22 protein-coding genes are annotated in these 24,793 nt (G+C 72.4%); 14 read left to right on the top strand and 8 right to left on the bottom strand.

The window, feature by feature from the left end; all coding sequences use genetic code 11:
* Positions 1 to 123: 123 nt before the first annotated feature.
* Both ACYVJ3_RS14465 and ACYVJ3_RS14470 read right to left on the bottom strand, forming a co-directional pair.
* On the bottom strand, positions 124 to 1,206 hold the full coding sequence (locus tag ACYVJ3_RS14465; protein WP_460853750.1) for a polyprenyl synthetase family protein: 1,083 nt from the start codon (positions 1,204 to 1,206) through the stop codon (positions 124 to 126).
* A 9-nt stretch (positions 1,207 to 1,215) separates the two neighbouring features.
* Positions 1,216 to 2,982: a serine/threonine-protein kinase gene (locus tag ACYVJ3_RS14470; protein ID WP_460853751.1), complete on the bottom strand. Its 1,767-nt coding sequence runs from the start codon at positions 2,980 to 2,982 to the stop codon at positions 1,216 to 1,218.
* A gap of 97 nt (positions 2,983 to 3,079) precedes the next feature.
* Between ACYVJ3_RS14470 and metF the strand changes: the two genes are divergently transcribed.
* A complete protein-coding gene (gene metF / locus ACYVJ3_RS14475; protein ID WP_460853752.1) occupies positions 3,080 to 3,970 on the top strand; it encodes a methylenetetrahydrofolate reductase [NAD(P)H] in 891 nt (296 codons plus the stop codon).
* 109 nt (positions 3,971 to 4,079) lie between these two features.
* Here metF and ACYVJ3_RS14480 read toward each other — a convergent pair whose 3' ends face one another.
* Complete coding sequence (locus ACYVJ3_RS14480) at positions 4,080 to 5,387, bottom strand: phytoene desaturase family protein (RefSeq protein WP_460853753.1); 1,308 nt, start codon at positions 5,385 to 5,387, stop codon at positions 4,080 to 4,082.
* A gap of 12 nt (positions 5,388 to 5,399) precedes the next feature.
* Positions 5,400 to 5,870: a YbaK/EbsC family protein gene (locus ACYVJ3_RS14485; protein WP_460853754.1), complete on the bottom strand. Its 471-nt coding sequence runs from the start codon at positions 5,868 to 5,870 to the stop codon at positions 5,400 to 5,402.
* Positions 5,871 to 5,915: 45 nt separating this feature from the next.
* Here ACYVJ3_RS14485 and ACYVJ3_RS14490 point away from each other — a divergent pair, with 45 nt between their 5' ends.
* Positions 5,916 to 6,389, top strand: a complete 474-nt coding sequence (locus ACYVJ3_RS14490) for a hypothetical protein (protein ID WP_460853755.1) — start codon at positions 5,916 to 5,918, stop codon at positions 6,387 to 6,389.
* On the opposite strand, the gene ACYVJ3_RS14495 is transcribed toward ACYVJ3_RS14490, so the two are convergent.
* Entirely contained in the window at positions 6,367 to 7,425 is a 1,059-nt protein-coding gene (locus ACYVJ3_RS14495; RefSeq protein ID WP_460853756.1) for an SGNH/GDSL hydrolase family protein, read from the bottom strand. The two genes, ACYVJ3_RS14490 and ACYVJ3_RS14495, sit on opposite strands and share 23 nt — an antisense overlap.
* 126 nt (positions 7,426 to 7,551) lie before the next feature.
* Between ACYVJ3_RS14495 and ACYVJ3_RS14500 the strand changes: the two genes are divergently transcribed.
* The 4 genes from ACYVJ3_RS14500 (at position 7,552) to ACYVJ3_RS14515 (ending at position 10,625) form a co-directional block, all read left to right on the top strand.
* Positions 7,552 to 7,974, top strand: coding sequence for an SAV_6107 family HEPN domain-containing protein (locus tag ACYVJ3_RS14500; protein ID WP_460853757.1), 423 nt, complete (start codon positions 7,552 to 7,554; stop codon positions 7,972 to 7,974).
* 29 nt (positions 7,975 to 8,003) lie between these two features.
* Positions 8,004 to 8,705, top strand: coding sequence for a methyltransferase domain-containing protein (locus ACYVJ3_RS14505; protein WP_460853758.1), 702 nt, complete (start codon positions 8,004 to 8,006; stop codon positions 8,703 to 8,705).
* Between the two features lie 21 nt (positions 8,706 to 8,726).
* Positions 8,727 to 9,959 carry a DNA polymerase IV gene (gene dinB / locus ACYVJ3_RS14510; protein ID WP_460853759.1) on the top strand — a complete coding sequence of 411 codons (1,233 nt, stop codon included), beginning with the start codon at positions 8,727 to 8,729 and terminating at the stop codon, positions 9,957 to 9,959.
* Between the two features lie 216 nt (positions 9,960 to 10,175).
* Entirely contained in the window at positions 10,176 to 10,625 is a 450-nt protein-coding gene (locus ACYVJ3_RS14515; protein WP_460853760.1) for a DUF3040 domain-containing protein, read from the top strand.
* A 9-nt stretch (positions 10,626 to 10,634) separates the two neighbouring features.
* Here the strand turns inward: ACYVJ3_RS14515 and ACYVJ3_RS14520 are convergent, their stop codons facing one another.
* From ACYVJ3_RS14520 to ACYVJ3_RS14530, 3 genes are read right to left on the bottom strand one after another with little or no spacing between them, the layout of a single operon-like run.
* Positions 10,635 to 12,917: a transglutaminase family protein gene (locus ACYVJ3_RS14520; protein ID WP_460853762.1), complete on the bottom strand. Its 2,283-nt coding sequence runs from the start codon at positions 12,915 to 12,917 to the stop codon at positions 10,635 to 10,637.
* Complete coding sequence (locus tag ACYVJ3_RS14525; protein WP_460853763.1) at positions 12,914 to 14,107, bottom strand: DUF58 domain-containing protein; 1,194 nt, start codon at positions 14,105 to 14,107, stop codon at positions 12,914 to 12,916. The genes ACYVJ3_RS14520 and ACYVJ3_RS14525 overlap by 4 nt, the downstream gene beginning before the upstream one ends.
* 10 nt (positions 14,108 to 14,117) lie before the next feature.
* Positions 14,118 to 15,071 carry an AAA family ATPase gene (locus ACYVJ3_RS14530; RefSeq protein ID WP_460853764.1) on the bottom strand — a complete coding sequence of 318 codons (954 nt, stop codon included), beginning with the start codon at positions 15,069 to 15,071 and terminating at the stop codon, positions 14,118 to 14,120.
* Between the two features lie 174 nt (positions 15,072 to 15,245).
* On the opposite strand from ACYVJ3_RS14530, the gene mraZ reads away from it, so the two are divergent.
* The 8 genes from mraZ to murD all read left to right on the top strand — a co-directional run bounded on the left by mraZ (position 15,246) and on the right by murD (position 24,766).
* Positions 15,246 to 15,659 carry a division/cell wall cluster transcriptional repressor MraZ gene (gene mraZ, locus ACYVJ3_RS14535; protein WP_460853765.1) on the top strand — a complete coding sequence of 138 codons (414 nt, stop codon included), beginning with the start codon at positions 15,246 to 15,248 and terminating at the stop codon, positions 15,657 to 15,659.
* Between the two features lie 276 nt (positions 15,660 to 15,935).
* Positions 15,936 to 16,931 carry a 16S rRNA (cytosine(1402)-N(4))-methyltransferase RsmH gene (rsmH, locus tag ACYVJ3_RS14540; protein ID WP_460853766.1) on the top strand — a complete coding sequence of 332 codons (996 nt, stop codon included), beginning with the start codon at positions 15,936 to 15,938 and terminating at the stop codon, positions 16,929 to 16,931.
* On the top strand, positions 16,931 to 17,548 hold the full coding sequence (locus tag ACYVJ3_RS14545) for a hypothetical protein (RefSeq protein ID WP_460853767.1): 618 nt from the start codon (positions 16,931 to 16,933) through the stop codon (positions 17,546 to 17,548). The genes rsmH and ACYVJ3_RS14545 overlap by 1 nt, the downstream gene beginning before the upstream one ends.
* Before the next feature lie 22 nt (positions 17,549 to 17,570).
* Positions 17,571 to 19,355 carry a peptidoglycan D,D-transpeptidase FtsI family protein gene (locus tag ACYVJ3_RS14550; RefSeq protein WP_460853768.1) on the top strand — a complete coding sequence of 595 codons (1,785 nt, stop codon included), beginning with the start codon at positions 17,571 to 17,573 and terminating at the stop codon, positions 19,353 to 19,355.
* Positions 19,352 to 20,821 carry a UDP-N-acetylmuramoyl-L-alanyl-D-glutamate--2,6-diaminopimelate ligase gene (locus tag ACYVJ3_RS14555; RefSeq protein ID WP_460853769.1) on the top strand — a complete coding sequence of 490 codons (1,470 nt, stop codon included), beginning with the start codon at positions 19,352 to 19,354 and terminating at the stop codon, positions 20,819 to 20,821. Before ACYVJ3_RS14550 ends, ACYVJ3_RS14555 begins: the two co-directional genes overlap by 4 nt.
* Positions 20,818 to 22,206: a UDP-N-acetylmuramoyl-tripeptide--D-alanyl-D-alanine ligase gene (locus ACYVJ3_RS14560; protein WP_460853770.1), complete on the top strand. Its 1,389-nt coding sequence runs from the start codon at positions 20,818 to 20,820 to the stop codon at positions 22,204 to 22,206. The genes ACYVJ3_RS14555 and ACYVJ3_RS14560 overlap by 4 nt, the downstream gene beginning before the upstream one ends.
* Positions 22,203 to 23,273 (top strand): phospho-N-acetylmuramoyl-pentapeptide-transferase, encoded by a 1,071-nt coding sequence (gene mraY, locus ACYVJ3_RS14565; protein ID WP_460853771.1) that lies wholly within the window; start codon positions 22,203 to 22,205, stop codon positions 23,271 to 23,273. Before ACYVJ3_RS14560 ends, mraY begins: the two co-directional genes overlap by 4 nt.
* Positions 23,270 to 24,766 carry a UDP-N-acetylmuramoyl-L-alanine--D-glutamate ligase gene (gene murD, locus ACYVJ3_RS14570; protein WP_460853772.1) on the top strand — a complete coding sequence of 499 codons (1,497 nt, stop codon included), beginning with the start codon at positions 23,270 to 23,272 and terminating at the stop codon, positions 24,764 to 24,766. Before mraY ends, murD begins: the two co-directional genes overlap by 4 nt.
* The last annotated feature ends 27 nt before the right edge of the window (positions 24,767 to 24,793 follow it).

Raw genomic sequence — 24,793 nt, forward strand, 5'->3', positions numbered from 1 at the left:
CGAAACCAAGACAGCCAGCGGCGTCAGATACGCGCGTGAGTCAGACCGCGACCAGGCCCACCAAGCCAATCACTGATACGCCCCTCGCTAGCGCTCGCGGCTACTCGACCAGCGGCTGATGCCTCAGGCGGTGCGCTGGGTGGCGGCTGAGGCGAGCGCGGTGAGGGCCTCGCAGGCAGCCGCGTCCCAGCCCGTACGCCGACCCGCGGCCAGTGCGGCCAGCGACTCGTCCGCCAGCGCGGTGATGGTCGACTCGACCAACGCGTGGGCACCGGAGGCGTCGATCAGCTCGCGGAGCGAGGCGACCTCGGTGTCGGAGAGCGCGGTGCCGAGCGCGGCATCCAGGCGTGCGGCGTCGGCCGCGCCCAGCGAGGTCAGCGCATGTGCGACCAGCAGGGTCCGCTTGCCCTCGACCAGGTCGTCGCCGGCGGGCTTGCCGGTGGTCGCGGGGTCGCCGTACACGCCGAGCAGGTCGTCACGCAGCTGGAAGGCCTCGCCCAGCGGCAGGCCGAAGTGGGTGAGCGCCTCGAGGTCGAGCGCGGAGGCTCCGGCGAGTGCGGCGCCGATGTGCAGCGGGCGCTCGATGGAGTACTTCGCCGACTTGTAGCGCAGCACCGTCATCGCCTCCTCCGGCGTCGCGGAGCCCCGCGCCTGCACGGAGACGTCGAGGAACTGGCCGGCGATCACCTCCGAGCGGCACAGGTCGAAGACGTCGAGCGCCGGCCCGACCACGTCCCAGCCCAGGCCACATCGGCGGACGAGCTCATCGGCCCAGGAGAGCAGCAGGTCGCCGAGCAGGATCGCGGCCGCGGCGCCGTACTGCTCCGCGTCCCCGCGCCAGCCGTCGCCCCGGTGCTCGGCCTCGAAGCCGCGGTGGGTCGCGGGCCGGCCGCGTCGGGTGTCGGAGGCGTCCATCAGGTCGTCGTGGGCCAGTGCCGAGGCGTGCAGCAGCTCCAGCGCGGCGGCCGCGCGCATCACCGCGCGAGCGTCCTCGCCACGAGGTACGCCGGCCACCGCGGCGTACCCCCAGAAGCAGAAGGCGGCCCGGAAGCGCTTGCCGCCCGAGACCACGGCGCGTGCCTCGGCGAGGAGCCGGTCCGCATCGGATCCGAGCGGCGCGAGGCGCTCGGCCTGCTCGTCGAGGAAGGTGTCGAGCTCGGCCTGCACGGCCGCGCGGAAGTCCGTCGGGTCCCACGCGTCAGCCACGCGTCGAGACTAACCGGTGGGCTTGCCCTGGATCTCTCCCGGGCCGCGCAGGGCGCCGATCAGCTCGCGCCCCCTGTTGCGCATCGTCGCTGTGCGGGCGCGGATCGCGACGCTCCAGTAGTTCTGGACCTGGTACACCCGGATGTAGCTGGACATCTTCTGCAGCGGCCCTTGGTAGGACAGCCCGCAGCGGGCGGTGCCGCAGGTCCACGGCTGCCACCCTCCGGGCGGCGCGTACATGTCGGCGGCGCCCTGCCAGGACTTCCACCGGATGATGGTGACCCAGCTGCGGCCGCCGTCGTAGCGGCAGATCCAGTCCTCGAGGTCCTGGTCGGTCGAGCTCATCTGAGTCGGCTTGCAGCCGATCTGGCGGTTCGGCGTCATCCACCTCAGGCCGACCAGCCCGTGGGGGTAGCCGCAGGAGCCGGGACCGGCCGCGGGCGTCCCGTTCCAGCAGGTGTACGCCGGCGGCGGGGGAGCCGACGATGTCGTCGGTGCCGCAGGGGAGCTGGCCGCGGTCGGCCGCGAGGTGGCCTGGGGATAGGGGGACCAGCTCTCGCGGAGCTTCGGCGGGGCCGGTAGGTGCGGCAGGACCGCGGTCGCGGGCGGCACGGTCGCAACGCTCGTCGCTGCACCGGGTCGTGCGTGCTTGTGGTGCCGCGCGCGCTTGCCGCCCGGCGAGGTCGGTGAGGTCGGTGCGGAGGCCGCCGACGAGGTGCCGCCGGCCGATGACGTGTCGTGCTCACCGGTGAGTGCGGTGACCACGCTGGGCCGCTGCGCGGCGAGGACGATGCCGACCACACCGAGGATCACGCCGAGGACCGCGAGGCTCGCCATCAGCGCGGCCGGCAGCGGTCGGCGTCGGCGCTCCTCGGCGGGCGGGGCCGCCGGCGGCACGGTCAGCGGCTGGCGGACCGACGTGACGTCGGGCAGGACGATCGCGGCCGGCGCCTGGGACAGCAGGCCGGCTGCGGCCGCGCGCATCGCGCGGGCGGTGGCGTAGCGCCGCGCGGGGTCCTTGGCGAGCGCACGCAGCAGCACCTCGTTGATGCCGGCGGTGAACGCGTCCCGCTCGGGCAGCTGCGGGAGTGCCCCGTGCAGGTGGCCCATCGCGACCTCGACGTCGGAGCCGGCGTACGGCGGGGTCCCGGTGAGCATCGCCCAGAGCAGGCAGCCGACGGCGTAGATGTCGCCGGCGGGGCCGGCGTTCGTCGCGTTCTCGCCGGAGTGGCGCTCGGGAGCCATGTAGGCGATCGAGCCCATCAGCACGCCGGTACGGGTGAGCGCGGCGTCGGGGGAGGTGGCGATGCCGAAGTCGCAGAGGTAGGCCTTGTCGCCGCCGAGCAGCACGTTGCTCGGCTTGATGTCGCGGTGCACGATGCCGGCGGCGTGCGCGTCGGCGAGCCCGTCGAGGACCTGCCGGGTGAGCTCCAGCGCGCGCCCGGGCGCGAGCGGGCCGCGGCGTACCTCCGCCTCGAGGTCGCCGCCGGTGACCAGCTGCGTCACGAGGTACGGCGTGCCGTCCTGCTCGCCGTGGTCGTGGACGGTCAGCACGTGGGGACTGTCCAGGCGCGACATCGCGATCGCCTCACGGCGGAAGCGTTCGCGGTACTCCGGCTCGGCCGCGATGGCGGGATTGATCACCTTGAGCGCGACCCTGCGCTCGAGGGCGTCGTCCTGCGCCTCGAACACGGTGCCCATGCCGCCACGGCCGAGCACGCCGGTCAGGCGGTAGCGGCCGACGTGGTCGCCGACGTCCGGCATCCGAGCTGCCATCGGTGGTGGGGCCCCTTGCGTGTGGTGAGGGTGAGCGGTCTCAGCGTACGTAACCCGCGCCCGGCCGTCGCAGCGGCGTACTCCTAAACTCGCGCCCATGACTACTGGGCGTGGGCGTTCCCTCGGCGAGCTGATCCGCAGCGGGGAGCGGTCGTTCTCCTTCGAGTTCTTCCCGCCCAAGGACGAGGCCGGCGAGGCGCAGCTGTGGGACGCCATCCGCGCGCTCGAGCCGTACGCCCCGACCTTCGTCTCCGTGACGTACGGCGCCGGCGGCGCCAACCGCGACAAGACGATCGCGATCACCGGCCGGATCGCCAGCGAGACCTCGCTGATCCCGATGGCGCACCTGACCTGTGTGGGCCACACGAAGGACGAGCTGGTCGAGATCCTCGACGCGTACGCCGCCGCCGGCGTCGCTCACGTCCTCGCGCTGCGCGGCGACCCGAAGGAGGGTCCGCGCGCCGACTGGACGCCGACCGACGGCGGCCTGAACTACGCGCTCGAGCTCGTCGAGCTGGCCCACGGCCGTGACTTCCGCGTCGGCGTCGCCGCCTTCCCCGAGGGCCACCCCGGCGCCGAGTCGCTCGACGCCGACGCCGACGTCCTGGTCGCCAAGGCCCGGGCCGGTGCTGAGTTCGCGGTCTCCCAGATGTTCTTCAAGGCCCAGGACTACTTCGACCTCGTCGAGCGGGTCCGTGCGCGTGGCGTCGACATCCCGGTCCTGCCGGGCATCATGCCGATCCTGAACCTCTCGGCGATCCAGCGGCAGGGCGAGCTGATCGGCACCTCCGTGCCGCAGGACGTGATCGACGCGATCTCCTCAGCCGGTGACGACCCGGCCGCGATCCGTGCCCAGGGCATCGAGCTCGCCGCGCAGCTCTGCGACGACCTGCTCGCCGGGGGTGCGCCGGGCCTGCACTTCTACACGCTCAACCGCTCCAAGGCGACGCTGGAGATCTTCGAGAAGCTGAAGATCACCACGGCCTGAGCCTGCTGCAGGTTTCCCAAGGTATGCAGGGAAACCTGCGCTTCCCGATGGTTGCAACGCCAGGGGAGTGCAGGTTCGGCTGCATACCTTGGGAAACCTGCGCCCGGGTTCAGCCGCCGATCAGCTGGGCGACCAGCGCGGCCGACTGAGCCACGAAAGGTACGCCGGCACCCGGAGCGCCGTGGGCGCCGGCGACGTACACGCCGGGGATGGGCGTGGCCGGGCCGAGCTTGTCGTAGACGGTGCGCCGGCCCTGCCACAGCACGCCCAGGGGCGAGCCGCCCCACTGCTGGACCAGCTCGCGGGGCGAGAGGTCGATGCGGGTGACCACCTGCTCGCGCAGGTCGATCTTGTGGCGGGCGAGCCCGTCCAGGAGGTCCTCGGCGACCTTGCCGCGCGCGTGGATGCTCAGGGCGGTCATGCCGTCGGGAGCGCCGACGCCCCGGCGTACGGCGAACATCGGGTCGGCGTGCAGCACGGTCTCGGCGGGCAGGTCGACGTCGCCCTCGATGCCGACGTGGCAGATGACCGGCGGGATCGCGGGCATGGTGCGCTCGACGTACGCCGCCAGCGTGGGCAGGCGTCGCGGGTCGACGGCGACGACCACGGCGTCGGCGCGGTGCTCGCCCTCGGCGGTCGCGACGGCGGCGACGCGACCCTCGCGGACGACCAGGTCCTGGACGGTCGAGCCGGTGACGACGGTGACGCGCCGGGTGGCCAGCCGCTTCTCCAGCAGCTCGACCAGGCGCGCGAAGCCGCCGGGGACCTGCCAGCCACCGAAGCACTGCTCCAGGTAGAGCGAGACGCCCACCCAGGCCGGCACGTTGCGCAGCTCCTGGCCCTGCATCGTGATCGGGTAGCCCGCCACCAGCGCCTGGCGCTCGTCGCGGAAGTCGGCGCGCAGCAGGCGGTACAAGGTGTCGCGCAGGCCGAACGCCTTGGCCAGGTCGCGCGGCACGGCGCCCTTGGTGGCCGGGTCCCACGGCTTCTCGACGTACTCGCGCCGCAGGATCTCCCACAGGGGCTCGTAGCGGTCGACGTGGCGGTTCCAGCGCTCGCCGAGGCCGGGGGCGACGGCGTCCCACGCCTGGGCCTGCAGCGCGCGCGAGCCGCCGGGCAGGGACACCGAGGTGAGGTCCTCGAAGCGGTGCTCGCGGATCACCTCGAGCGGGATCAGCTCCTCGCCGAGCTCCGCCTCGAGCGGCTTCCCGCTCTTGCGGAACAGGTCGCGCAGCGTGGCGGGGAGCAGCGTCGAGGTGGGCCCGGCGTCCCAGGTGAAGCCGTCCTGGCGGACGGGGCGCAGCGCGCCGCCGACGCCGTCGGAGGCCTCCAGCAGGGTGACCTGGTGGCCGAGCTTGGCGAGGCGTGCGGCGCTGGCGAGACCGCCGAGCCCGCCGCCGATGACGACGACATCCATGGTTTCTCGGACCTACTCCACGTCGAGGGGCGTTGCCCCGGTGAGTCGCTGCAGCTCGGCGTACGACGTCGAGAAGACCGCGGCCGCGTGGCCGGCGGCCGCCCACACGACGTCGTGGCGCTCGAGCCAGCGATCGAGGTACGTCGGCACCGCGGCCGGGTGCCCGATCGGCGAGACCCCGCCGATGGCCTGGCCGGTGTGCTCCTTGACGAAGTCCGGGGTCGCGCGGCGCAGGGTGGTGCCGAGCTCGGCACCGACCTTGGCGGTGTCGACGCGGTGCGCTCCGGAGGTCAGGATCAGCACCGGTTCGCCGCCGGCGTCGAACAGCAGGCTGTTCGCGATGGCGCCGACCTCACACCCGAGCGCCGCCGCGGCGAGCGCCGCGGTGTGGGCGGCGTCGGGCAGAATGACGATCTGGCCGGTACCGCCCCGCTCCTCGTGCGCCTCCCGGAAGCGCGTGATCGAGGGGTGCTCAGCGGACATGGGCCAGACCCTATCTGTAGCGACCTGCACTGTTCTGGAGGAACGATGACTGAGCGCACCACCCGGCCGCAGGCCGTCCAGGTAGCCAGCTGGCTGACCTGGGTGCTGGTGTTCGGCGGTCTGGTCGTCTCGGTGTTCGTGGTGCTCGACCGCCACGACATCGCCGACTCCTGGGCTCCGCTGCACCCCGACGACAGCAACATCCGGCCGATCTCGTTCGTGCCGGTCGTCGTCGTCCTCTACGCCGTCATCGCGATCACGGCGCTGATCCTGCTCTCGATGCTGCGCCAGGGGCAGGCCGTCGCCCGCTACTCGATGACGGTGCTCGACCTCGGTCTCGTCCTCGGCGCTCTCGCGATGATGCGTACGGCGCCCCCCACGTCGGTGGTCTGGGCGCTGATCTTCGCGGCCCTGCTGTCGTCGGCGACGCTGGTGTTCCTCTGGCACCCGACCACCAGCCGGTTCCTGCGGGCCTCGAGCTGGCGACGCGCCGAGGTCAGCCCTTCAGCACGATCGTGACCGCCGGTCCCGGAGCACCCGTCATCCAGCCCCGGATCGGCGTCAGCACGACGCGGTAGGTCCCCGGCGGCACGACGTACGTCGCACTCGTCGGGTCGGTCCACCGCTGGGGGTCGGTCGGGTAGGTGTGGTCGGCCACGGTCGATCCGCTCGCGTCGGTGACGGTGATCCGCACGCTGGTCGTCCAGTCGTCGGCGACGACCGCGTGCCAGTCGACGTGCAGGCCACCGGTGGACGCGCGCGAGACGGCGGCCTGGGGCTGCGGGTTCCACGTGCGCTCGTGGAAGATCTGCGGCTGCTCGGGGAGGATCCCCAGGTCGTGGAACGCCTCGGCGTACCTCTGCGCGACCAGGGTCTGCCCGGTCGCGGTCGGGTGGGTGCCGTCGGTGGAGTACAGGCGGGGGTCCCAGGGCCGGTCGGGAGCGGTGACGACGTGGGCGATCGCGACGCGGTCGTCGCCGGCGAGCTTCTCGGCCACGATCCGGGACGCGACCTCCGCGTGCCGGTTGCGGTCCTTGACCGGCGTGCCGGAGGGGTACCAGTCGCGCAGCGGGATCTCGCCGTAGACGATCTTCGTGTCGGGGTCGACCGACCAGATCCTGTCGATCAGCTGCATCGTCCCGGCCGCGACCTGCGGACCGTTCTCCTCCCGCGCGTTGTTGAAGCCGATCTCGATGGCCACGACGTCGGGGCGGTAGGTCCGCATCTCCTGCACGATCCGCGTCAGGTGGTACTCGATCCGGGAGCCGCCCTTGGCCGCGTGCGCCTCGTTGTCCCAGGGCAGCTCGTAGTCCATCGCGCCGTTGCGCTGGCCGATGGTGGGACCGACCATCTTGAGCGGGACGTGCTGGTGGGCGAAAGCCTGGCAGAACCAGTATCGCCAGGTCGCGTCGCCGGGGCGGCCCTGCGAGATCGAGTCGCCCACGACCATCACCCGGACGGGATGGCCCGCGTCGTCGGTGGTCGCGTCGCAGGCGGTGAGGAGGGTGGCGAGGAGCCCGGTGAGCAGGGCGAGAACCGCCCCCCATCGAGTCATCCGCACCGGTGAAGGCTAGACCGGCGCAGGTGGGCGACCCGCAGACCTTGACGGTGTGTCGGAGGGGAGATGTACCTTGGCACTGTTCGAACAAACGTTCGAACAGGATCCAGGAGAGGCGAGCCCATGATGCTGCCGGCGACCACCCATTCCTACCTCATGCGTTCGGCGGAATCGCTGAGCGAGGCGGTCGCTGCCCGCGACGTCGCGACCCGCTACGCCTGCGCCCACGTCTCCGCGCTCCGGGCCGCCGCCGCCCTGCTCGCGGCCCGAGCCCGACCAGAGCCCGCCAAGCGCCGACCGCAGCGCAACGCCTGGGTGCTGCTGATGACGGTCGCGCCCGAGCTCGAGGAGTGGGCACGGTTCTTCGCCGCGGGCGCCCCCAAGCGGGCCGCGGCGGAGGCAGGATCGACGTACGCCGTCACCGAGCGCGAGGCCGACGACCTGGTGCGCGACGCCGACCGGTTCCTCGCCGTGATCGAGCAGTCGCTCGGGCTGACCCCGCACGTGCCGATCGGTGAGCGTCTCGCCGGTCGCGCCGTCGGCTGAGCATCACGTGATCCCCTAGTGTTCTGGGCATGGCATCGGCAGCAGGCCCGCGCACCGTGGTCGTCTGGGACGGACTCGAGCAGGCGCTCGCCGGCACGACGGCGGAGGTCGTCGACATCGGCGGTGGCACGGGCGGTTCTGCCGTCCGGCTGGCCGAGCTCGGGCACCGCGTCGCGGTGGTCGACCCCAGTCCCGACGCCCTCGCCGCGCTCGGTCGCCGGGCCCGTGAGGCCGGCGTCAGCGTCACCGGCCACCAGGGCGATGTCGACCAGCTGGTCTCGATCGTGGGTCCCGCGAGCGCTGACCTGGTGCTCTGCCACGGTGTGCTCGAGGTCGTCGACCCGGTCGCAGCACTCGCCGCGATCCGCGAGGTGCTGCGTCCCGGAGGCGTGCTCAGCCTGCTGGTCGCCCAGACCCACGCGACCGTCCTGGCCAAGGCGATGGCCGGCCAGTTCCAGCAGGCGCGGGCGGTGCTGGCCGACCTCGGCGCCGGCGACCCGGTCCGCGGCCGTCGCCGCTTCACGCGAGACGAGGTCACCGCGCTGCTGGCCCAGGCCGGCTTCGCGGTCGAGTCGGTGCACGGCGTACGCGTCTTCACCGACCTCGTGCCCGGCGCACTCATCGACCAGGAGCCCGGCGGTGTCGCGTCGCTGGTCGAGCTCGAGCGCGCGGCTGCCCCTCGCGAGGAGTACCTCCCGCTCGCCACGCAGCTGCACGTCCTGGCGCGCTAGCCCTGCTCCGGCGGCGGCGTGATGCCGCTGCACCTGCTCCACGTCGACATGGACGCGTTCTACGCGTCGGTGATGATCCGTGACCGGCCCGAGCTGCACGAGCGACCGGTGATCATCGGCGGCGGGCACCGAGGGGTCGTGCTCTCGGCGAACTACCCCGCGCGCGACTTCGGGGTGCGATCGGGGATGTCGGGCCGCGAGGCCGAGCGGCTGTGCCCGCGGGCGATCTTCATGGCGCCCGACTTCGGCCTGCTGACGCCGACCTCGAAGGCGATCATGGAGACGTTCCGCTCGGTGACGCCGGTGGTCGAGGTGGTCTCCCTGGACGAGGCGTTCCTCGACGTCAGCGGTGCGGAGCGTCTGTTCGGCCCGCCCGAGCGGATCGCGTCGCTGATCCGCTCCCGGGTGTACGCCGAGCACGGCATCACCTGCTCGGTCGGGATCGGCGCGACGGTGTCGGTGGCCAAGCTCGGCAGCCGACGGGCCAAGCCCGACGGGGTCTGCGTGCTCTCGCCGGAGCGGTTCGTGGCCGAGATCCATCCGCTGGACGTGGGGGAGCTGTACGGCGTCGGCCCGGCCACCCGTGACCGCCTGCACCGGCTCGGGCTGACGACCGTGGGGTCGGTCGCGGCAGTGCCCGTGGACGACCTCCGGCGTCGGGTCGGCACCCACCTCGGGACCACGCTGCACCACCTCGCGTGGGGCACCGACCGTGACTACCTGACGCCGGGGCGTGCGGGGACGTTCGGGTTCGGGGAGGGTGAGCCCGAGGGGAGCATGGGGTCGCAGCACACGCTGGCGGTCGACGTACGCGATCGCGGCCAGCTGGCGCGCGAGCTGCTGCGGCTCGCCTCGCGGGTCTGCGCGCGGGTGCGGGCGGCGGAGAAGGTCGGCCGGGTGGTGGCGATCACCGTCCGGTTCAGCGACTTCACGACCGTGTCGCGGTCGAGGTCGTTGGGCGAGCCGACCGACGTGACCCAGGAGGTGTACGCCGCTGCGCTCGCGCTCCTCGAGCGGTTGCTGGACTCGCGGGCCGAGTCGCGGCGACTCGCGGTGCGGCTGGTCGGGGTCCGGGTCGAGGGTCTGCAGCGCCGGCGGCCTGAGCTCGGTCGGCAGCTCGCGTTCGGCGAGCGTGACCCCGGATGGCCCGAGGTCGACCGCGCGATGGACCGGGCGGGTGATCGGTTCGGGAGCTCCGTCGTACGTCCGGCGACGCTGCTCGGGAGCCCGCCGGGCTCACGTGGCGGTCGTTAGCTCGCCGAGATGCAGGTTGCGGTCGACTTCTGGGCAGAGACCCAGCCACAACCTGCATCTCGATGACGCACGGAGTCGACCGGGGGTGGTGCAGGTCTGTGGCGGCGTACCTTCGGCGAGCCTGCGCCGGGCAAAATCTCAGCGCTCCCTACCGCACTCCAGGGACCCCGCCTAGACTTGCCTGACAAGTCGGTTTGATCACAGGCGGAGGTACCGGTGCCACTCTCGGAAGAGGAGCTTCGACTGCTCGAGCAGATGGAGCGCGCCCTCATCGAGGAGGACCCCAAGCTCGCCTCCACCCTGCGCGGGACGACGCTGCGCAACGCGGCCCGCCGCAGCGCGATCATCGCCGGCCTGTGCTTCGCCGCCGGCATCGCGGTGCTGATGACGGGCGTGATCACGCGCTACTGGCAGATCGGCATCCTCGGCTTCATCGTGATGCTCGCCGCCGCGACCATCGGCCTGAGCGCCCTGCGCGGCCACCGGATCGTGCCGGCCTTCGACGAGGCCTCGGCGCGGCAGCGCCACACCCACCCCTCCGGCTTCTCGGTGATCGACGGCGGCCGTCGCTCGCGCAGCGCCTCGCGACCGGTCAAGCGCAACCACTCCTTCATGGACACCCTGCGCACCCGCTGGCGCCGCCGTCGCGACATGGGTGGCTGGTAGGCGCGTTCGTCAGCGCCGCAGCAGGCTGCGCGGCAGCCACCGCGCCAGCCGTGACGCTCGCGGGTCGGCGGCAGCGGTCAGTGCCGCGACCACCTCGGCCGCCTCGTCGCCGAGGTCCGGCGGCACCGTCCCGCCCCGGCCGTAGCGGAGCTCCTCGAGCGCCGTGACGATCGTCGCCAGCGACGGCGCGGCGGTCCACTCGTGACCGCTCGGCGCGTCGGTGCCGACCGCCCGCTCAAGCAGCTCGCCGGTCTCGCGCGGGGACCGGCCGCCGCGCCAGGGGATGCCCAGGTCGGCACAGGTCGCGGCGAGCTCCGCCCACACGTCCTCTGGCCCGCCGGCCAGGCGCGCGACCCGCTGGCGCCGGCGTACGACCGAAGGCACGACGGCGAGCGCTCCGAGCGCCGCCAGCAGCAGGAGCAGCAGCACCCCGCGCACCAGCAGGTTGGGCCCGGCGTCGGCATCGGACGCCGCGGACCCGCTGGGCGTCGCACCGCCCTCGCTCGGCCGAGCGGTCGGCGTGCCGGACGGCCTGGGTGAGGACGGCGCGGCCGACGGCGAGGCGGGAGCCGAGGTCGGCGTCGGCTGTGCCGATGCGGTGTCGGTGGGTAGCGCGGACGGTTGGCCGCCCCCGGATCGATGGGGAGCGACCGGCAGCGTGGAGTAGTCCGGCGCCGACCTCGCGATGGACGCCGGTGTCGGCTCGAACCGCACCCATCCCGCGCCCTTGAAGTAGAGCTCGGGCCACGCGTGCAGGTCGTCGGAGGTGTAGACCCACGTGTCCTTGCCGACCGGGTGCGGACGCAGGAAGCCCACGGCGACGCGCGCCGGGATGCCCGCTACCCGCGCCATGACCGCCATCGCCGAGGCGAACTGCTCGCAGTAGCCCACGCGGCCGCTCGGGCTCAGGAAGGTCGCCAGGGTCTGGCCCGCCTGCCCCCGCGGCGCATCGGTCAGGCTGTAGCGGAACAGCCCGCTGTCGCGGAAGTACGCCTGCAGCAGCCGCGCCTTCTCGTAGTCGTCGCGCCCGCGCGCGGTCACCTGGAAGGCCAGGCTCCGCACCGACGTCGGCACGGTCGAGGGCACGGCGAGGCTGTCCGGTCGCACGTCCGCCGGCGAGGAGTCGCCGAAGAACCGGCCGTCCAGGCCGTAGTCGAGCCGCTCCGCGGTCATGGAGTACGCCGAGCCCGCGGCGTTGGTGTCGCCGGCGGCGATGAAGTCCATGATCGCCGGGTCGTAGCGCCAGTCGCCATCGGCGTTGATCCGGGAGATCGGGTACGCCGTCGGCAGCCAGGTCGAGTCGAAGGCCGGCAGCACCCGCGCCTGCACCTCGTACGCCGTGCGCGGCACGGCCGGGGACAGCCCGGGCGAGAGCGGCACGGCGCCGTCGGCCGTGTGGTCGTCGAGGTGGAGCCGGTCGCCGCTGGACCAGATCAGCCCGGTGAAGCGGTTGAGCGCGGCGATCCGGAGGTAGGACGGGTCGGGCTCGTCGGTCGTGATCTCGACCAGCGGGGTGTGGCTGCGCTTGAGGAGGTCGTGGCGCATGTCGACCACCGGCCGGTGCATGGTGATCCGGCTGCTGCCCGACCCGAAGCCCTCCAGGATGCTCCGCGACGGGACCGGCACCACCGCGGCGACCAGCAGCGCCAGCACGATCGCCCCGACTCCGATCGGCGCCGCCGCCTGCGCCGTGCGACCGGCGGCCGCGAGTGGCGCCGGCGCGGCGATCGGCGTACGTCCCCACTCGTGGCGCCGCTCGTCGGCGTCCATCAGCAGCAGGACGAGGTATCCCGCGGACCCGAGCGCGAACGACAGCGCGCTCGCTCCGACGCCGTCGATGCCGGCCGGCAGCGCGACCACGCCGAGCAGGACCAGGCCGGCCAGCGGCGGGCGGCGTACGTGCAGGACGCACACCTGGGTCAGCCACAGGCAGGCCGCGCCGCCGAGCACCAGCAGGGGAGTGAGGTCGGGCAGCGTCGGGCTCAGCGGCGCGCGGAACTGCCGCGTCGCGTCCAGGCCGTGGGCGAGCGCCGGGCCGAGCGCGTGCGGCCCTCCGGCCGCGAGGACGACGGCCAGCACGGCCACCGCCCCCTCGACACCGAGCACCACGGACGACGGCAGCCGCTCGAGCAGCAGGCTGCCGACCACTGCCAGCACCAGGCCGAGGGCGAGGCAGGCGAGGAGGTACGCCGACGGGTAGGTGATGAAGCCGCGCCACGCCGTCAGCGCGGCCCAGGTGGTCAGCGCGCCGGTCACGCTCAGCGCCAGTCGGTGGCGCAGCGACGGGCTCATCGACCGAACCCGCCCACCGACAGGGACCTCCAGGCATGGTCCAGCGGGTCGCCGCGCCCGATCGTCGCGGCGCGCCAGCCGAGCGAGCGCAGCGTGGCGGCGGTCGACCCGGCGGCCGCCGTGCCCGCCCACTGCTCGACGTCGAGCGTCATCGCGAGCGCCGAGCCGGCGGCCCGGCGTACCCGCGTCAAGGCAGGGCCGTCCGTGTCGAGCAGCCCACCGAGCACCCCCACCACCACGCCGCCCTCGGACGCCCACGCGGCATCGAGATCGGGGCGATCGGACAACGAGACGACGGCCAGCCGCTCGAGGATTGTGGACAGCGGCTCGGCGCCGGCCGAGCACAGGCCGTCGGACCACGCCAGCCGCACGGTGAAGCCATGGGCATCGAGGTGGGCGGCCACCGACGCCGCGACGACGACGGCGAGCTCGAGGCTCCCGGCCGCACCGACGCCGCGGTGCGCAGACGCGCGGTCGTCGAGCAGCACGGTGGCGCGTGCCTCCCACGGCTGCTCCTCGCGGCGCACCATGAGTCCGCCGGTCCGCGCGGAGGAGGGCCAGTGGACCCGGCGCAGGTCGTCGCCGCGCCGGTAGTCGCGCACCATCACGTCGTCGGGTGATCCTGCGGCCGCGTGGGGGAGCCGGCGGTCGCCGTTGCCGGTCCGCCCGCGGCCGATGTCGATCGGCGGCAGGTCGACGACCCGCGGGGTCACCGTCAGGGTCCCGGCCCCGGCCGACGTACGCCGGACCTCGACCAGCCCGAACGGGTCGGTCGCTCGCGTGGTCAGCGGGCCGAGGGCGAAGACGCCGCGTTGGTCGGGCCGCACGGAGTAGGTGAAGTGGTGGGTCGAGCCGCGGCCCGGCCGGTCGATCACGAACCGCGGTCGCGCGCCGAGGGCGTAGGGCAGCACCTCCTCGGCCAGCAGCGTGGTGAGTGCCGAGGCGCCCCGAGCGGTGATGTCCAGCGCCACCTCGGCACTGCTCCCGGCAGCCACCACCGCGTCCGGCAGGGAGCGCGTCACGGTGGCCGACTGACGCCGCCAGCCGAGCAGCAGCCAGGCCAGCAGCGGCAGGCAGGCGAGCAGCACGCCGATCCGCAGCAGCGCCGACTGGCCGAGCAGGAAGGAGCAGAGCACCACGGTCGCGCCGGCGGCGACGAACGCGCGCCCGCGCAACGTCAGGCCGGGCAACTCGGGCGTCCTACGCGGGGACCGGGATCGAGGCGGTGATCCGCTCGAGGATCCCCGCGACCGCGCGGTTGGCCGAGCCGGCCGACGCGGCCGCCGGCAGAAGCCGGTGTGCCAGCACGGGCTGGACCAGGGCGCGCACGTCGTCGGGCAGGACGAAGTCGCGGCGCTGCAGGGCGGCGTACGCCTTGGCGGCCCGGACCAGGTGCAGCGTGGCGCGCGGCGAGGCGCCGAGCAGCAGCTCGGGGGTGCTGCGCGTGGCGGCGGTGAGCGCGACGGCGTACTCCTGCACCGGCGGGGAGAGGTGCACCTGGGCCACGGACTCGATCACCTTGCGCATCTCGGCCGCGTCCGTGACGGGGGAGAGGTCGTCGAGCGGGTTGGCGCCGGCGTGGTGCGCGATCATCGCGAGCTCGGCGGCCTGGACGGGGTAGCCGATCGACACGCGCGCCATGAAGCGGTCGCGCTGTGCCTCGGGCAGCGCGTAGGTGCCCTCCATCTCGACGGGGTTCTGGGTGGCGATCACCATGAACGGCGAGTCCAGCGGGTAGGTCTGGTTGTCGACGGTGACCTGGTGCTCCTCCATGCACTCCAGCAGGGCCGACTGGGTCTTGGGGGAGGCGCGGTTGATCTCGTCGCCGATCACGATGTTGGCGAACACGCCGCCCGGGCGGAACTCGAACTGACGCGTGGCCTGGTTGTAGATCGAGACGCCGGTGACGTCGGAGGGCAGCAGGTCCGGCGTGAACTGGATCCGCCGCACGCTGGCGTCGATCGAGCGGGCCAGCGCCTTGCTCAGCTGGGTCTTGCCGACGCCGGGCACGTCCTCGAGGAGGAGGTGGCCCTCGGCGAGCAGGACGACCAGCGCAGCGGTGACCACCTCGCTCTTGCCCTCGATGACCCGCTCCACGTTCGCGCGGATCTTCTGCGCCACCGCAGCGACGGCCGAGACATCAGCGATTTCCACGCCGCAACCGTACGGCACCGCCGTGGTGCGCAGGTGGAGCAACCGGGGTGGGGTGCGCGGTGGAGACACGGGGAGGAAGGTGGTTGACGGTGGGGGAAAGTGGAGTACTGTGGTGGAAAGTGGAGGAAAGCGGAGCCTGAGGTCGAACTAGCAGGGGGGTGCCGGATGCTCTTCATGGGCACCTACACCCCGAAGCTCGACGACAAGGGGCGCCTCTTCCTCCCGGCGAAGTTCAGGGATCGACTCGCGGAGGGCCTCGTGGTGACGCAGGGACAGGAGAACTGCCTCGTCGTCTGGCCGTCCGACGTCTTCGCTGAGGAGGCCGAGCGGGCAGCCGCCCGGCCGATGACCAACCGGGCCGCACGGCACTACGCACGCGTCCTGTTCGCCGGCGGCGAGGAGGCCGTCCCGGACAAGCAGGGCCGGATCGGCGTACCGGCCAACCTGCGCGAGTACGCCGGCCTCGAGCGCGAGGTCGTCGTGATCGGCGTACGGGATCGCCTGGAGATCTGGAACCCCGTCAAGTGGCGCGAGTTCCAGCAGGCGGCCCTCGAGGAGTTCGCCGACCTCGACGAGGACGACGACTAGCTCACCGTGATCGAGCAGGTCGCACAGCGACGTCTCGAGATCCACCTTCAGAAGTTCACAGCGGATCCGCAGGGCCAGATCTCGGCCCGCTCTCACTCAACGCGGCACTCACCTGGGACACCTTCCCCGGCCCCAGGCGAGACGCACCCCGGTACCTGGGACACCTTCCCCGGCCCCAGGCACCGATCGAGCCTCGAGAGCGGGCGGGGGTCTGACCCTACGGATCCGCAGCAGTTCTTTTCACGCAGCACAACGCTTCAAGGGGTCGAGAGCCAGATGGCGAAAGCGCAGCACGTGCCGGTCATGGTCGACCGCATCGTGGCGCTCCTCGACCCCGCGCTCACCCGGGCGGACCGGGACCGGACGGTGCTGGTCGACTGCACGCTCGGCCTCGGTGGTCACACCGAGGCGGTGCTGACCCGCTGCCCGCGGGCGCGCGTGATCGGCATCGACCGCGACCCGCGGGCCCTCGAGCTGAGCCGCGAGCGGCTCGCGCCGTTCGGCGACCGCTTCATCGGCGTCCAGGCGGTGTACGACGAGATCCCCGACGTGCTGCGCGACCAGGGACTGGCCGAGGTGGACGCCTTCCTCTTCGACCTGGGTGTGTCCTCGATGCAGCTCGACCTGCGCGAGCGCGGCTTCGCGTACTCCGTCGACGCGCCGCTGGACATGCGGATGGGCGACTCCGGCATCACCGCCGCCGAGATCCTCAACACCTACGAGCCGCGCGACCTGGTCCGGATCTTCAAGGAGTACGGCGAGGAGCGCAACGCCCGTCGCATCGTCGACGCGATCGTGCGCGAGCGGGCCAAGGCGCCGTTCACCGACAGCGGCCGGCTCGTGGAGCTGTTGTACGACGCCATCCCGGCCCCCGCCCGGCGTACGGGAGGCCACCCCGCCAAGCGGACCTTCCAGGCCCTGCGCATGGAGGTCAACGACGAGCTCCGCGTGCTGGAGCGGGCGATGCCGGCAGCGGTCGACGCCATCGCCGTCGGTGGACGGGTCGTCGTGGAGAGCTACCACTCGCTCGAGGACCGCCTCGTCAAGCGCGTCTTCACGGCCGCGACCGCCAGCCACGTCCCCGACGACCTGCCGTTCGTCCCCGAGGGCCAGGAGCCGGCGCTGCGCCTGGTCACCCGCGGCGCCGAGCAGGCCTCCGAGCAGGAGATCGAAGAGAACCCCCGAGCCGCCAGCGTGCGGCTGCGTGCCATCGAGCGCGTCCGTCCCGCACCGAACCTTCCCGTCAAGCCCCGTCGAAAGGGAGTCGCCTGATGAGCAGCACCGCACCGAACCTCAACCGGTTGCCGCGCATCGCGCCTCGGCTGGCCCAGGCGGCCGCCGAGCGTGCCCGCCTGTTCGTCGTACCTCGTCCTGCCACGCAGCGTGCGCCGCGCGTGCCGTTCGTGGTGCTGATCAGCGCGATCCTGCTGGTCGGTGTGCTCGGCCTGCTGTTCTTCAACACCTCCATGCAGGAGGCGGCGTTCCGCGAGACCAGGCTGACCCAGCAGGCACGCGACCTGGACGCGCAGGGCGAGGCGCTGCAGATGCAGCTCGACCAGCTGCGCGACCCGCAGCGGATCGCCGTGGCCGCGCAGCGGATGGGGATGATCATCCCCGAGAGCCCGTCCGGGGTGATCGACCTGTCGACGGGGAGGATCACCGGTCACCCGGGTCCGGCGATCGGTACCGGCCTGCCGCTGGCTCCGCCGCGTCCGGTCCGTCCCGGCGCCTTCGACCCGGCGCCGGTGAAGGCGGCCCCGACCACCACCACGGCCACCGGGACCGCGACGACGACCACGACGGCCGAGTCCACGGCGACGGGCACGAAGAAGTCGACGAACAAGGCGGCGAAGAACCGCGCGTCCGGCGCGCCCACCCGAACTCGCTGAGCCGACCACCTAGGTTGGGGGAGTGAGCCGGAAGAGCACCCCGTCCGGAGGCGGGTCCATGCAGCGAGGCGCACCGCACCCGCGGCTGCGCGCGGGTTTCATCTTCATCGCGATCGTGCTCTCGATCTTCGGTGCCCGCCTGATCCAGCTGCAGGCGGTGGACCCGAGCGGCTACGCCAACATGGCGGCCCGCGACGGCAGCGAGCCGATCGTGCTGCCGGCGACGCGTGGCCAGATCACCGACCGCAACGGCCAGCCGTTCGCGCAGTCGGTGGCCGGCAAGATGATCGTCGCCGACCCCACGATGACGGCCAAGAACGCCGGCAAGCTCGCCTCGTTCCTGACCCGCCGGCTGCACGTCGACTACTTCTCCACGCTGAACAAGCTGCGCGCCAAGAACACCCGGTTCGAGTACATCGCCCGCCAGGTCCCCGCGGCCGAGGCCACCTCCGTCGTCGGTGACGCCGACAGCGCCAACATGGGCGGCCTGTTCACCAACAACGACCCGCTGCGCATCTACCCGCAGCGCGACGTCGGCGCCAACCTGGTCGGCTTCCTCGGCACCCCGCTCGACAACGGCGCCGCGCACCCGCTCGCCGGGCTCGAGGCCAACTTCAACAACTACCTCTCGGGCAAGGACGGCTCGGCGCACTACGAGGTCGGCGCCGGCAACACCATCCCGCTCGGTGACAACACCGAGGTCCCGGCCGTCGACGGCAAGAACCTGAGGACCACGATCGACTCGGGCATGCAGTGGTACGCCCAGAGCGTGCTGAAGAAGGCGGTCCGCGGCGCGGCCGCCAAGTCCGGCATCGCGATCGTGATGGACACCAAGACCGGCCAGCTGCTGGCACTGGCCGACTACCCGACGTACGACGCGAGCGTCCCCCGCGAGTCGAGCCGTAAGCTCTACCGGTCGGCCGCGCTGACCGACGTCTACGAGCCGGGCTCGGTGGAGAAGACGCTCACGCTGAGCTCGCTGATCGATGCCGGCAAGGCGACGATGCACACCAGGCTGCGGGTCCCGGGTGAGCTGCCGGTCGAGGACCGGGTCATCCACGACTGGTTCCCGCACGGCAAGATCGACCTGACCCTCGCGGGCGTCATCGCCCAGTCCTCCAACATCGGCACGGTGCTCGCGCAGCAGAGCTTCCCGGCCGCGCAGATGCGCCGCTACCTGACCGAGTTCGGCCTGGGCAAACCCGCCAACGTCGGCCTCAGCGCCGAGTCGGCCGGCATCCTGCCGCCGCTTGCCGACTGGACCGCGGGCATCAAGGACCGCATCGCCTTCGGCCAGTCGCTGTCCGTCAACGCGCTGCAGGAGATCACCGGCGTCAACACGATCGCCAACGGCGGCGTACGCGTCGATCCCTCGCTCGTCCTGGGCTCGGCCACCGACGACAAGGGCGACCAGATCGGCAGCGACGACGCGACCGAGCGTCGTGTCATCGGCACACGCGCGGCCAACCAGATGACCCAGATGATGGAGCAGGTCGTCAAGCCGGCGCCGATCGGCGTCGCGCCCAAGGCGCAGGTCCCCGGATACGTCGTGGCCGGCAAGACCGGTACGGCGCAGGAGGTCGGTCCGTCGGGTCGCTACGACCGCACCACGGTCTCGTTCGCCGGCTTCGCGCCGGCCGACGACCCGCGGTTCACGATCTACGTCGTCATCAAGTCCCCGCGTGCGGGCAGCGGCGGTGGCTCGACCGCCGGTCCGGTGTTCTCGCAGCTGATGGCCTACGCCCTTCGTCGCTACGGCGTGCCGCACACCGGCGCCAAGCCGTCCGACGTACGCACGACGTGGTGAGCGCCGAGCCCGTCCCCACCCGGCCGCGTCGGCCGCAGCCGGTGTCGCTGGAGGGGCTGGCGGTGCCGGTCACGGGCATCTGCCTGGACTCGCGCCGGGTGCAGCCCGGTGACCTGTACGTCGCTCTGCCCGGCGCGACCGTCCACGGCGCCATGTTCGTCCCCCAGGCGAGCGCCGCCGGGGCCGTTGCCGTGCTCACGGACGCCGAGGGCCGCGCTGCGGCCGAGGAGGCCGGTCTGCCCGTGCTCGAGGTGGCCTCCGTGCGCGCGGCGCTCGGCGCCGTCTCGGCGGAGGTGTATGGCCACCCGGCGCAACGGATGCGGATGATCGGTGTCACCGGCACCCAGGGCAAGACCACGACGACCCGGCTGCTGGACGAGGGCCTGCGGGCCGCCGGGGTCAGCTCCGCGGTCATCGGCACGGTCGGCACCCGGATCGCCGGCGTCGAGGTGAAGACCGCGCTGACCACCCCTGAGGCGCCCGACCTGCACGGCCTGTTCGCGGCGATGCTCGAGCGCGGTGTCGAGGCGTGCGCGATGGAGGTCTCCAGCCACGCGCTGGTGATGGGCCGGGTCGACGGCGTGGTGTTCGACGTCGCGGTCTTCCTCAACCTGGGCCGCGACCACCTCGACTTCCACGCCGACGTCGAGGACTACTTCCAGGCCAAGGCCTCGCTGTTCACCCCCGAGCGCGCTGCGCTGGGCCTGGTGTTCGTCGACGACGAGCACGGGCGACGGCTCGCCGCCGAGTGCTCGATCCCGATCCGCACCCTCTCGCTGGCGACCGATGCCGACTGGCGAGCCGTCGACCTGGCGCCGCGGCCCGATCGCACCGACTTCACGGTGATCACCCCGGACGGCGAACGGATCGCCGCCGGCGTACCCCTGCCGGGCGACTTCAACGTCGTCAATGCCCTCGCTGCCATCGCCGCGGGTGCCGAGACCGGGTTCGACGCGGCCGCAGTCGCGCGCGGCATCGCTGTGGGGGCGGGCGTGCCCGGAAGGCTGGAGCGCATCGAGACCGCTCGCGGGTTCGAGGTCTTCGTCGACTACGCCCACAAGCCCGACGCCGTGGAGGCGGTGCTGCGCACGCTCCGCCCGGTCACCTCTGGCCGGCTGGTCGTCGTGCTCGGCGCGGGTGGCGACCGCGACCGGGGAAAGCGCCCGATCATGGGTGAGATCGCGGCCCGGCTGGCCGACCTCGTCGTCGTCACCGACGACAACCCCCGCACCGAGGACCCGGCGACGATCCGGGCCGAGGTCCTGGCCGGTGCTCGTGGTGAGGCGACCGTGACCGAGGTCGGCGACCGGCGCGAGGCGATCGCGACGGCCCTACGCGACGCGGGTCCCGGTGACGTGATCGTCGTCGCGGGCAAGGGCCACGAGACCGGTCAGGAGATCAACGGCGTGGTGCATCCCTTCGACGACCGCGAGGTCGTGCGCGACGTGCTCAGGACGCTGCGATGATCCCGATGACCCTCGCCGAGATCGCCGACGTCGTCGGCGGCGAGCTGCACGGCGACCCCGACCGAGTCGTCTCGGGGGTGGCGTACGTCGACAGCAGGAGCCCGGTCGAGAGCGGCCTGTACGTCGCCATCGTGGGGGAGCGGGTCGACGGTCACGACTTCGCGAGCGGTGCGTACGCCGTGCTCGGCTCCCGTCCCACCGACGCACCCACGATCGTGGTGGACGACCCGACCGTCGCGCTCGGCCTGCTGGCGCGCCACGTGGTCGATGCCCTCGGCGTGCCCGTGTTGGCGATGACCGGCTCGCAGGGCAAGACCGGCACCAAGGACTACCTCGCCGGTGTGCTCCGCGCGATCCACGGTGACGGCGCGGTCGTGGCCACCGCGGGCAACAACAACAACGAGCTCGGCGTACCCCTCACGGTCCTGCGCGCCACCGCCGACACCGAGTTCCTGGTCGTCGAGATGGGCGCGCGCGGCATCGGCCACATCGCCCAGCTCTGCGCCATCGCGCCCCCGAACGTCGCCGCGTTCCTCAACGTCGGGACCGCCCACGTGGGGGAGTTCGGCGGGCAGGAGCAGATCGCGCTGGCCAAGTCCGAGATCTTCGCCGGCATCCGTGAGGGCGGCACGACCGTTCACAACGCCGACGACCCGAACGTGGCCGCCAAGGCGCCTGCCGGGTCCACCTCCTTCGGCAGCGACGGTGACGTCCGCTGGCGCAACGTCGAGCTGGACGAGCTCGGGCGCCCGGCGTTCGAGCTCGGCCACCTCGACGGGTGGTTCCCGGTGCGGCTCCAGCAGATCGGTAGGCACCAGGTCCTCAACGCGACGGCGGCAGCGGCGATGGCGATCGCGATCGGCGACGACCCGGCCGAGGTGGCGGCAGCGCTGAGCACGGTCACCCCGGCGTCCCGCTGGCGGATGGAGCTGTCCGAGCGACCCGACGGCCTGGTGGTCCTCAACGACTCCTACAACGCCAACCCCGAGTCGATGCGGGCCGCCCTCGAGGCCGTCACCGCCATCGGCGAGCGGTCGGCCCGCCGCACGATCGCGGTGCTCGGACCGATGTTCGAGCTCGGCGACCAGCACGACGCCGGCCACCGCAAGGTCGGCGCCGCGGCGGCCGAGCTGGGGGTCGACGTACTTGTCGTGGTGGGGGACCAGGCGAGCCCGATCGCCGCCGGTGCGCGTGAGCACGTGAATCCCGCCACGATCGAGGTGACCACGGTTCCGGGCCGCGAGGACGCCGTGGCGTGGTTGCGGCAGAATGCCGGACCGGGAGACGTGGTGCTGGTGAAGGCCTCGCGCGGCGCCGCCCTGGAACAGATCGCCGAGCAGCTGCTGGCCGATCAGACCGACCAGTCAGAGGAGCACCCCAGGTGAAGGCGATCCTGCTCGGCGGAGGCATCGCCCTGCTGATCTCGCTGATCGGCACCCGCACGGCGATCACCTACTTCACCCGGCTGGGCTACGGCCAGGAGATCCGTGAGGACGGCCCGACCAGCCACCACACCAAGCGCGGGACGCCCACGATGGGCGGCGTCGCGATCATCCTCGCGGCCGTCCTCGGGTACGCCGCCGCCAAGCTGATCACCTGGACCGAGCCGAGCGCCTCCGCGCTGCTGCTGCTGTTCCTGTTCGTCGGCATGGGCCTGGTGGGCTTCCTCGACGACTTCATCAAGATCTACAAGCAGCGCAACCTCGGGCTGCGCAGCCGCGCCAAGATGATCGGCCAGACGATCATCGCGCTGGTCTTCGGGGGCCTGGCGCTCTCGCCGTGGCTCGAGGACGCCCACGGTCGTACGCCGGCCTCCGAGCACGTCTCGTTCCTGCGCGACATCAGCTGGCTGGCGCTGCCGATGGTCATCACGATGGCTCTGATCTGGCTCTACGTCGCCGGCTTCTCCAACGCCGTCAACCTGACCGACGGCCTGGACGGCCTGGCCGCCGGGGCGAGCGCGATGGTGTTCGGTGCCTACACGATCATCAACATCTGGCAGAACAACCAGTTCTGCCAGAGCCGGCCGGGGCCCAGCTGCTACGACGTGCGCGATCCGCTCGACCTGGCGATCATCGCCGCGGCGATCACCGGCGCCTGCATCGGCTTCCTGTGGTGGAACGCCTCGCCGGCCAAGATCTTCATGGGCGACACCGGCTCGCTCGCGCTCGGCAGCGCGCTGGCCGGCTTCGCGATCCTGACCCGCACCGAGCTCCTGCTGGTCGTCCTCGGCGGCCTGTTCGTGATCGAGACGCTGTCGGTGATGATGCAGGTCAGCTACTTCAAGATGACCAAGGGCAAGCGCATCTTCCGGATGGCGCCGATCCACCACCACTTCGAGATGCTCGGGTGGGAGCAGGTCACGGTCGTGATCCGGTTCTGGATCATCACCATCCTCTGCGTCGCGGGCGGCGTCGGTGTCTTCTACGCCGAGTGGGTCGCCAAGCTGTGAGCGGGATCGATCCGACCGGCCTGGGGCGCGACGACTCCTGGGACGGCGTGCATGCCGTCGTGGCGGGCTTCGGCGCCAGCGGTGCCGCCGCCGCCGACAACCTGCTGTTCCTCGGCGCCGACGTCACCGTCCTGACCAACGCGATCGGCGCTCCGATCCAGGAGCGCGCCGACCTGCTGGAGACCCTCGGCGCCGTCTTCACGACCGGTGCCGGCGCCACCGACACGCTGCCCGACGACGTCGACGTCCTCGTCGTCTCGCCCGGCTTCCCGCCGACCTCCGCGCTCGTGGTCCAGGCGCAGGAGCGCGGCGTACCCGTCTGGGGCGAGGTCGAGCTGGCCTGGCGCCTGCGGGGGAGCGACCCCGCGCCGTGGCTGTGCGTGACCGGCACCAACGGCAAGACCACGACCGTGCAGATGCTCGAGACGATCCTGCGTGAGGCCGGTCTGCGTGCCGTCGCCGCCGGCAACGTCGGCCTGCCGATCACCGAGGCCGTGATGGACCCCGAGCCCTACGACGTCATCGTCGCCGAGCTCTCCAGCTTCCAGCTGCACTACACCGACTCGATGGCCGCCGAGTCGGCCGCCGTCCTGAACCTCGCCGAGGACCACCTCGACTGGTACGGGCCGGGCGAGGCGGGCATGACGGCGTACGCCGCCGACAAGGGCCGCATCTACACCGGTGTCCAGCGGGCCTGCGTCTACAACGTCGAGGACCTCGCCACCCGCGAGCTCGTCGAGGAGGCCGACGTCGTCGAAGGCGCGCGCGCGATCGGCTTCACCCTCGGTACGCCGGGCGTCGGCATGGTCGGCGTGGTCGAGGACATCCTGGTCGACCGGGCGTTCATCGACGAGCGCCAGACCAGCGCGGCCGAGCTGTGCACGATCGCCGACCTCTACTCGCTCGCGCCGCACTTCGTGGCCAATGCCCTGGCCGCCGCCGCGCTCGCGCGGGCGCACGGCATCAGCCAGGCCGCCGTACGCGACGGGCTGAAGGCGTTCCGTCCCGACGGCCACCGCATCGCCACCGTCGCGGTGCGCGACGAGATCACCTGGATCGACGACTCCAAGGCGACCAATCCGCACGCCGCGAAGTCCTCCCTGCTGGCCTTCGAGCCCGTCGTCTGGATCGCCGGCGGGCTGGCCAAGGGAGCGCAGTTCGACGAGCTCGTCGAGCAGGCCAAGGACCGGATCCGGGCCGCGATCCTGATCGGCACCGACCGCGACCTGATCGCCGAGGCGCTTTCGCGACACGCTCCGGATGTCCCGATCATCCTGGTGGACAGCGGCGAGACTGGATCCGTAGACGAAGCTGTCCCACCGGCCGACCGGCTGATGGCCCGCGTCGTCGAGGCTGCGGCCCAGGCCGCTCGCCCCGGTGACACGGTGCTCCTCGCGCCGGGCTGCGCGTCGATGGACCAGTTCACCGACTACAAGGCGCGGGGCGACGCCTTCGCGACGGCGGTCCACCGCCACCTGGACACGTCAGCCTGACAGCAACGCGAACGGAGGGGTCGCCAT

The sequence above is a fragment of the Nocardioides montaniterrae genome (assembly GCF_054782655.1).

Bases quoted from the DNA above. Each gene is read 5' to 3' on its own strand.
- ACYVJ3_RS14470 (WP_460853751.1), bottom strand. From the start codon at position 2,982: ATGGCAGCTCGGATGCCGGACGTCGGCGACCACGTCGGCCGCTACCGC.
- rsmH (WP_460853766.1), top strand. From the start codon at position 15,936: ATGGCGAAAGCGCAGCACGTGCCGGTCATGGTCGACCGCATCGTGGCG.
- ACYVJ3_RS14490 (WP_460853755.1), top strand. From the start codon at position 5,916: ATGACTGAGCGCACCACCCGGCCGCAGGCCGTCCAGGTAGCCAGCTGG.
- ACYVJ3_RS14485 (WP_460853754.1), bottom strand. From the start codon at position 5,870: ATGTCCGCTGAGCACCCCTCGATCACGCGCTTCCGGGAGGCGCACGAG.
- ACYVJ3_RS14500 (WP_460853757.1), top strand. From the start codon at position 7,552: ATGATGCTGCCGGCGACCACCCATTCCTACCTCATGCGTTCGGCGGAA.
- ACYVJ3_RS14560 (WP_460853770.1), top strand. From the start codon at position 20,818: ATGATCCCGATGACCCTCGCCGAGATCGCCGACGTCGTCGGCGGCGAG.
- ACYVJ3_RS14520 (WP_460853762.1), bottom strand. From the start codon at position 12,917: ATGAGCCCGTCGCTGCGCCACCGACTGGCGCTGAGCGTGACCGGCGCG.
- ACYVJ3_RS14495 (WP_460853756.1), bottom strand. From the start codon at position 7,425: ATGACTCGATGGGGGGCGGTTCTCGCCCTGCTCACCGGGCTCCTCGCC.
- mraZ (WP_460853765.1), top strand. From the start codon at position 15,246: ATGGGCACCTACACCCCGAAGCTCGACGACAAGGGGCGCCTCTTCCTC.
- ACYVJ3_RS14545 (WP_460853767.1), top strand. From the start codon at position 16,931: ATGAGCAGCACCGCACCGAACCTCAACCGGTTGCCGCGCATCGCGCCT.
- ACYVJ3_RS14505 (WP_460853758.1), top strand. From the start codon at position 8,004: ATGGCATCGGCAGCAGGCCCGCGCACCGTGGTCGTCTGGGACGGACTC.
- metF (WP_460853752.1), top strand. From the start codon at position 3,080: ATGACTACTGGGCGTGGGCGTTCCCTCGGCGAGCTGATCCGCAGCGGG.
- ACYVJ3_RS14480 (WP_460853753.1), bottom strand. From the start codon at position 5,387: ATGGATGTCGTCGTCATCGGCGGCGGGCTCGGCGGTCTCGCCAGCGCC.
- dinB (WP_460853759.1), top strand. From the start codon at position 8,727: ATGCCGCTGCACCTGCTCCACGTCGACATGGACGCGTTCTACGCGTCG.